Below are 7,114 nucleotides of genomic sequence, written 5' to 3' on the forward strand. Positions count from 1 at the left end.
CGAACAATCCCTTGGGTTACCAGCGCTGTGCTCGCCTCCAGCACCCCCGCGAGACCACGGCTCAAGATCGTTTTCGAGGCCGTTTCCGCAGGTCAGACCCCGTATAAGGGGAGGCAGAGTGGGCCGGGTCGGGCTCGAACCGACGGCCAAGGGATTATGAGTCCCCTGCTCTAACCAACTGAGCTACCGGCCCCTGGGTTCGCTTCCGCAGGTCGATCCCCCAGTGCAGGTCAACTTAGCACAGGCCCCGCGCGGGCCCGGGGCGTAGGCCGATCGGGTCGAGAGCGCTCGCGGCGGGCTTCCGGTCGCCTAGATTGCTGGGGGTGGGTCCCGAGAGGAGACCGCCATGACCGTTCCGGGACGGGTTTCGCTCGCGCTTCTCGATGCTCTCGCCGCCGGGCTCGGGCTGGGGTATCTCGCCCGCGAATATCGCGACGCTCTGGTTTCGCACGGGCCGGCCTGGTCGATCGCCGCGGTCGTCGGGATTGCGGTCGTCGTGGTGGCTTACCGGGGATATCGCGGGCTTCGCAGTGCGAACACCCGGCTGGAGGCGATAATCGCGGACGAGCTGGCCCGGCGTAAGCCCTCGCCGCGGCCTCGGCGGTAAATGCCGGGTCAGCTGCCCAGTTCGAGAATCACGGCGCGCAAGCCGGGGGTGAGCTCGGCCGCCCGGCGGTGCTGTTTTGCGCGGAAGGTGCGGCCAGGCAAAAGGCCGCTGCGCCAGTTCGCCGCGGGTGAGTGCGCGGTCGAGGACTTCGGTCAGGTAAGCCCGGACATAAAGAGCTCGCCGATCCGGACTGCGAGGGCATCCTCGGCGAGCAGTCCGGGCAAGGCCCGCGGACCGTCCAAAGTGGATCAAATGGATGGACCTTCGGCGACACCGAGCTGACCCAGCACGTCGTCGACACTCCCCTGCGGGTGATGATCTGCACCGACGTCGTGGCCAACTTCCGCCGGAATGCGACGCGCGCCGCCGCGAAAAGAGGCTCGCCGTCCTCGCGGTCCCGGCCGGAACCGCGAGGACGGGCCCGGCTAGTTCCGGTACCGGAACAGGATCCGGCCCCGGTCGAGGTCGTACGGGCTCAGCTCCACCAGGACCCGGTCGAACGGCACGATCTTGATGTAGTTCTTCCTGATCTTGCCGCTGACGTGGGCCAGCACATGGTGCCCGTTCGCCAGTTCGACGGTGAACCGGGCGTCGCGCAGGCACTCGACCACGGTTCCCTCGACTTCGATTCCGCCCTTACCGGCCATTGCGCATCAGCTCCACCGTGCTGCTGGCTCGCCGGCCGCCAACGCCCTCGAACAGCGCCGTCGCGGCTTCGTTGGCCTCGTTCACCTCGGCCGTTGCCGTCGGGATTCCCGCTCGGTGCAGGGTGCCGAGCGTGTGCGTCAACAGCCCGCGGGCGATGCCGCGACGTCGCCGATCCGCGCGGACGGCGACGAGCCCGATCCGGGGCAGGCGCGTCACCTGCACCGCTCGGAGCAGACCCACGTACTCGCCGTCCTCGACCGCCACGGCGTATTTCGACGGGTCCACGATGGTGTCGCCGACCGGGCGGGGCAGCACCTCGGCGGGCATCTCCGCCCAGCCGACGGTCGCCTCGACCTCGGCGCGGATGAGCCGGTCCAGTTCGCGCAACGGGCCCTCGGCAGCGGAGCCGGCGGGCACGATCGCGATGCCCGGCGGCAGATCCACCGACCGCGGATCCGTGGGAACCACGTACTCCCACTCGCGCCGCCGGACGGTCAGACCGGCTCGTTGCCAGCCGTCCAGCAGCTCGCGGTCGGTTTCGTCGACCACGGTGTGCAGCGGGTCCGGCAGCGTGGCCAGCATCTCCCGGGCGAGCTGGTCGAACACGGAACGGTGCCAGGCGTCGAGGCTGAGGAAGACCCGCCCGTCCGGCCGCGTGCTGGCCTCGCCGCGGCCCGCCAAGCGGCCGTCGTCCCAGGCTTCCCAGAGTCCCGGCTCGACCCAGGTGATGTGCACCGCGGGCTCGCCCGCGGTGAAACGCAGAGTGTCCATGACGGTCACCTTTCGGAGTGCCTCAAGGCGCTCCTGGCAACCCTCCGTCAGTCGCCCGACCGTGACGACACGGGGAGCACCCACATCGAAACAGCGTTCATGGGTCTCACCTCCCGGCGTCGAGTCACGGTCGGGACGAACGATAACGGCGCGCGCTGGCCCCGTCCACCGAATTAGCTTCCTCCGCCGATCCGCAGCACCACCTTGCCGCGACCGTGGCCGGCGGACACGTCGCGATGCGCGTCCGCGGCGGCGTCGAGCGGGTACTCCTTCCGGACGGTCACCCGCAACTCCCCTCGCGCGCACAGGTCGAGCAGCTCACGGAGCCGGCGGGCGGACCGGTCGCTGTTGAGCCACAGTCCGCCGGTCTCGACTGCGAGCGGGGGCTCCACAATCGTCCCGATCCGGCCCCGATCGGCCACCAATTCCGCGGCGACGCGCAGATTCCCGTGCCCGGCGGTGTCGAAAGCGAGGTCTATTCCGTCCGGCGCGGCCTCGCGCAGGCGGTCGAGTTCGCCTTCGCCGTAGACCACCGGAATGGCGCCCAGCGTGCGGAGATATTCCTGATTCTGTTTGCTGCCAGTACCGATGACGCGCAGCCCGCGATGGCGCGCCAATTGGACCGCCATCGTCCCGACCCCGCCCGCCGCGCCGTGAATCAGGATCGTTTCGCCGGGCCGGGCGCCGAGCCGCTCCAACGCGGTGTGCGCGGTCTGCCCGGAAGCCGACACCGCGCCCGCCGTCAGCCAGTCGACCTTCTCCGGTTTGACGACCGTTTGGCTTGCTGGCACGGCGAGGTATTCGGCGTAACAACCCAGCACCCGGAACCCCGAAACCTGTTGCCCGGCCTCGAATTCGGTGACCCCGGCACCGACCCGCACGATTGTCCCGGCGAACTCGTTGCCCAGGATCTGCGGGAACTCGATGGTCGCGCCCGGCGGCGTCCAGCCGTCGCGGATCGCGGCGTCGGTCGGCTGGACGCCCGCGAACTCGACGCGCACCAGCACTTCTCCCGGCCCCGCGACCGGAGTCGGCAACTTGTGCACAGTCAGCCGGTCCGCGGGGCCGAATTCGTCAATCGCCGCAGCACGCATGACCGTGGGAATCTCGGACATCAGGCCACCGTTTTCGCTGCTGCGCAAACGAATCCCGCCAGTTCCTCGGCACTGCGTGCCCCGGCGAACAACCGATTGCCCGGTGCGACGGCCGGCACCGGACGAATTCCGCGCGACTGTCCTTCTTCGTGATTCGTGAACACTTCTGCCGCATACTCCTCGTTGTCGCCGAGCGCGAGAACGTCGTCGCGCTCCGGTTTCCACTTCCGCCAGCCCCCCAGCCCGCCAAATCCAGCTTGTCCCGCAGGCGCTGCCGGGCGGTGCTTACAGTGGACTTCATCAAGCGGACTTGATGTCAAGCACGGAAAGAGCTGTCATGCCCCAGATCACGCGCGAGGTCGTCTGGCTCAAGCCGGGACAGATCGCCGAACGCGCCGGCGTGAGCGTCCCGACGCTGCACTACTACGAGAGCCGAGGGCTCATCGCGAGCAGGCGCACGAGCGGCAACCGGCGCGAGTACCGCCGCGACACGCTGCGCCTGATCGCTTTCATCCGGACCGCGCAGCGCGTCGGCGTGTCGCTGGAGGAGATCAAGGCCGCGCTCGCCGAACTGCCGGACCAGCGCATCCCCACCAAACGCGACTGGGCGCGCATTTCCCGCCGCTGGCACGACCGCCTCACCGAGCGGATCGAGGAGCTGACCGCGCTGCGCGACCGGTTCAGCGACTGCATCGGCTGCGGATGCCTGTCGCTGAAATCCTGCCCGTACTCGAATCCGGACGACGTCCTCGGCCAGGGCGGCGCGGGGGCGCGCCGGTTCCCGCATTAGCGGCCGGTGGCGCGGGGAGCGCTCCCCGGCTCAGAGTCCGGGAGACCGCCGTGGCTTTAACCGCCGAGAGCTGCCCGGAAGTAGCGGCCGGTGGCGCCGTCGTGCTCGGCGAGTCCCTTCGGCGTGCCGGTGTAGAGCACCCGGCCGCCGTTCTCGCCCGCGCCGGGGCCGAGGTCGAGCACCCAGTCCGCCGCCGCGACCACGTGCAGCGAATGCTCGACCACCACCAGCGTCCGGCCCTCGTCGACGAGCCGGTCCAGCAGCGCCACCATCCGCGTGGTGTCGCTGGGATGCAGGCCCGCGGTCGGTTCGTCGACGAGCAGGTCGTCGCTGGTCGAGTCGAGCTGACGGGCGAGTTTGAGGCGCTGCCGCTCGCCGCCGGAAAGCGTGTCGAGCGTGCGGCCGCTCGCCAGGTGCCCGAGGCCGAGTTCGCCGAGCAACGCGGCCAGCCGGACCACGTCCGGATGCGGCACGTACCGGGCCAGCGCCGACACCGGCGTGTCCAGCACCTCCAGCACCGTGCGTCCATGGAGCCGCGTTTTCAGTGCCTCGGCGCGGAATCCGGTCGCGTCGCACTCCTCGCACGGCGTGTCGACGTCCTCCAGGAACGCCAGGTCGGTCCGCCGCACGCCGGTGCCGCGGCAGGCCGGGCACCCGCCCTGCGACCGCGGGTTGAACAGCTTCGGCGATTCGCCGCTCGCCTCGGCGAACGCGCGCTGCACCGGATCGGCGAGCCCGAGCCAGGTGCCGACGGTCGACCGGGCGGTCGCGACGATCTGGCTCTGGTCGACGACGGTGAACCGCGGATGCCGCTGCGCGAGTTCGCCCGCCAGCGTCGACTTCCCGGACCCGGCCACCCCGGTGATCACCGTGAGCACGCCGGTCGGCACGTCGACGTCGAGGTCGCGCAACGTGTGCCGGTCCAGCCCGCGCAACGGCAGCCAGCCGGTGGGTTCGCGCAGCGTGTCCTTGAGCCGGACACCGGTCCGCAACGCGCGCGCGGTCGTCGTGTCCGCCTTCCGCAGCTGCTCCGGCGGGCCGTGGAACACCACCCGGCCGCCGGCTTCCCCGGCTCCGGGTCCCAGGTCGATCACGTGGTCCGCGGCCAGCATCACCGCTTCGTGGTGATCCACGACCAGCACCGTGTTGCCGTGATCACGCAGCCGCCGCAGGACGTCGACCAGGGACGCGACGTCGGCCGGGTGCAGCCCGTCGGTCGGTTCGTCCAGGACGTAGGTGAGGTCGGTGAGGCTCGATCCCAAGTGCCGCACCAGCTTCAGCCGCTGCGATTCGCCGCCGGACAGCGTCGGCGTCGCGCGGTAGCAGTGCAGATGCCCGAGGCCGAGCGTGATCATCGATTCCAGCCGCAACCGCAGCGCAGCCACCAGCGGACGCGCCCACTCGTGGTCCACTCCGGCGCAGAACTCCAGCAGCCCGGCGGCGTCGCGATAACCAAGGTCCACAATGGACACGCCGTTGATCCGGCTTTCCCGCGCGGCCGGGGCGAGCCTGCTGCCGTCGCACTCCGGGCACGGCCGCTGCCGCGTCACCTCGGCCAGCGCCGCCCGCACCGCCGGGCCCATCTTGGCTTCGCGTTCCACGAGCAGCCGCCGGATCCTCGGCACCATCGACTGGTACTTCGCGCTGGCCGGGAAGCGCGGCAACGGGTTCGGCGGCTTCTGTGTCGGGCCGTGCAGCAGGAACTGCACGAGGTCCTCCGGCCATTCCCGCAACGGAAGGTCGTTGTCGAAGAATCCCGAGTAGACATAGCGCTTCCAGATCCAGCTGCCGACGGCGAAACTGGGGAACACCATCGCCCCGTCGTTGAGCGAACGGCTGCGGTCGATCATCCGCTCGCCGTCGATGTCGGTGACCGTGCCGAGGCCCGCGCAGGCCGGGCACATGCCGGACGGATCGTTGAACGAGTAGGCGGGCGAGTACCCGGCGGACGGTTCGCCCAGGCGGGAGAACAACATCCGCAGCATCGTCCACACCTCGGTCGCGGTGCCGACCGTCGACCGCGAATTCGTCCCGAGCGGCCGCTGGTCCACCACGACGACGGTCGTCAGGCCGCTGAGCGAACTGGCCTCCGGAGCCGGATCGTGCGGCAGCTTGGTCCGGACGAACGCGGGCATCGTCGAATACAGCTGCCGCCGCGACTCGGCCGCGAGCGTCGCGAAGGCGAGTGACGACTTGCCGGACCCGGAAACGCCGGTGACCGCGACCAGCTGGTGCTTCGGGATGTCCACGTCCACGTCGGCCAGGTTGTGCGTGCGCACACCGCGGAGGCTGATCATGTTCGACGGCATGCCTCGCAGCCTACGTCCCGTCGCTGGCCGGGGCGGGGTGGGTGGAGCGGGGTCTCGCGTTCGGCGGGCCGGGTCTCGGGCGGGTTTCCGGTGGGCGGCGGGAGTTCTTGGCGGGTAACGGAAGACGGGGTTTCGGGGTGGAATGGCTGGACGCGGGGCGGGAGGACCGCCTTGGTGGAGGCTGAGGGGCTGGCGCTGGACTATTCGGTGCGGAACATTCGGCTCGGGGTGGGTGGCTGGCGGTGGGGGCTCTTTGCGTGCTGTGAAAAATGATTTCCCCCGCCCCTTTTCAGGATATAGCGCACCCCGGGGCTTGCCGCAAGCCCCGGGGGGGGTGCCGCAGAATCGCTGCTCGTCCATGGGATTTCCAGTTGTCGGGGGCAGTTGTGCGAGATTGTTGCGGGCTCGTTCGGCAAGTTCGGGACTCGGGGCGCGCCGGAGCGTCGCGGTGCCGCCGAGGCGTTTGTTGCGCCGTGGTGGGACGCCGTGTCAGGGCACAGCCCGCCGCGGACTCGATGCCGTGCTGACGCCGCGCCGGGGAGGAGATGTGTGGTGAGTCATCCGGCGTCTGCTCGGCTGAGCCTGCGACTCGGCATGGATCGACGGAAGCCCTTCGCCGCAGGGCCCACCTGCTCGCACAGCCGTGACCTCACCCGCCACCGCTCAGCTCGGCCTGATCCTGCGCGCCACCGCTCAGCTCGGCCCAAACCCGCGCCACCGATTGGCCCCGCTCGACAGCGTTGGATCGCTCGACAGAGTTCAGCCCGGCTTGGCAAACCCACCCGACCGCGCGCGACCGACCGCGCCTAGGCACCCGCCAACCAGGCCTGGTCCGGCTCGGCTCGGCTCGGCTCGGCTCGGCTCGGCTCGGCTCGGCTCGGCTCGGCTCGGCTCG

At 70.2% G+C, this 7,114-nt stretch carries 6 protein-coding genes and 1 tRNA gene; 2 read left to right on the forward strand and 5 right to left on the reverse strand.

The window, feature by feature from the left end; genetic code table 11:
• Positions 1-119 precede the first annotated feature (119 nt).
• Positions 120-193 (reverse strand) — tRNA-Ile (locus L942_RS18140).
• Between the two features lie 153 nt (positions 194-346).
• Here L942_RS18140 and L942_RS18145 point away from each other — a divergent pair.
• On the forward strand, positions 347-607 hold the full coding sequence (locus tag L942_RS18145; RefSeq protein WP_037361820.1) for a hypothetical protein: 261 nt from the start codon (positions 347-349) through the stop codon (positions 605-607).
• Between the two features lie 425 nt (positions 608-1,032).
• On the opposite strand, the gene infA is transcribed toward L942_RS18145, so the two are convergent.
• The 3 genes from infA to L942_RS18160 all read right to left on the reverse strand — a co-directional run bounded on the left by infA (position 1,033) and on the right by L942_RS18160 (position 3,141).
• Complete coding sequence (infA, locus tag L942_RS18150; protein ID WP_037361822.1) at positions 1,033-1,254, reverse strand: translation initiation factor IF-1; 222 nt, start codon at positions 1,252-1,254, stop codon at positions 1,033-1,035.
• Positions 1,244-2,026 carry a GNAT family N-acetyltransferase gene (locus L942_RS18155; RefSeq protein ID WP_037361858.1) on the reverse strand — a complete coding sequence of 261 codons (783 nt, stop codon included), beginning with the start codon at positions 2,024-2,026 and terminating at the stop codon, positions 1,244-1,246. Before L942_RS18155 ends, infA begins: the two co-directional genes overlap by 11 nt.
• 173 nt (positions 2,027-2,199) lie before the next feature.
• On the reverse strand, positions 2,200-3,141 hold the full coding sequence (locus L942_RS18160; RefSeq protein WP_326929347.1) for an NADP-dependent oxidoreductase: 942 nt from the start codon (positions 3,139-3,141) through the stop codon (positions 2,200-2,202).
• A 316-nt stretch (positions 3,142-3,457) separates the two neighbouring features.
• On the opposite strand from L942_RS18160, the gene soxR reads away from it, so the two are divergent.
• Positions 3,458-3,910: a redox-sensitive transcriptional activator SoxR gene (gene soxR, locus L942_RS18165; RefSeq protein WP_037361824.1), complete on the forward strand. Its 453-nt coding sequence runs from the start codon at positions 3,458-3,460 to the stop codon at positions 3,908-3,910.
• 56 nt (positions 3,911-3,966) lie between these two features.
• On the opposite strand, the gene L942_RS18170 is transcribed toward soxR, so the two are convergent.
• Positions 3,967-6,219 (reverse strand): ATP-binding cassette domain-containing protein, encoded by a 2,253-nt coding sequence (locus L942_RS18170; protein ID WP_235079228.1) that lies wholly within the window; start codon positions 6,217-6,219, stop codon positions 3,967-3,969.
• Between the last annotated feature and the right edge of the window lie 895 nt (positions 6,220-7,114).

Origin of the sequence: Amycolatopsis orientalis DSM 43388, from assembly GCF_000411975.1 — a bacterium.
Taxonomy (GTDB): Bacteria; Actinomycetota; Actinomycetes; order Mycobacteriales; family Pseudonocardiaceae; genus Amycolatopsis; species Amycolatopsis orientalis_D.

What these genes read in the sequence shown, in the direction of transcription:
- L942_RS18170 (WP_235079228.1), bottom strand. Translation starts at nt 6,219, where the DNA reads ATGCCGTCGAACATGATCAGCCTCCGCGGTGTGCGCACGCACAACCTG.
- L942_RS18155 (WP_037361858.1), bottom strand. Translation starts at nt 2,026, where the DNA reads ATGGACACTCTGCGTTTCACCGCGGGCGAGCCCGCGGTGCACATCACC.
- L942_RS18160 (WP_326929347.1), bottom strand. Translation starts at nt 3,141, where the DNA reads ATGTCCGAGATTCCCACGGTCATGCGTGCTGCGGCGATTGACGAATTC.
- soxR (WP_037361824.1), top strand. Translation starts at nt 3,458, where the DNA reads ATGCCCCAGATCACGCGCGAGGTCGTCTGGCTCAAGCCGGGACAGATC.
- L942_RS18145 (WP_037361820.1), top strand. Translation starts at nt 347, where the DNA reads ATGACCGTTCCGGGACGGGTTTCGCTCGCGCTTCTCGATGCTCTCGCC.
- infA (WP_037361822.1), bottom strand. Translation starts at nt 1,254, where the DNA reads ATGGCCGGTAAGGGCGGAATCGAAGTCGAGGGAACCGTGGTCGAGTGC.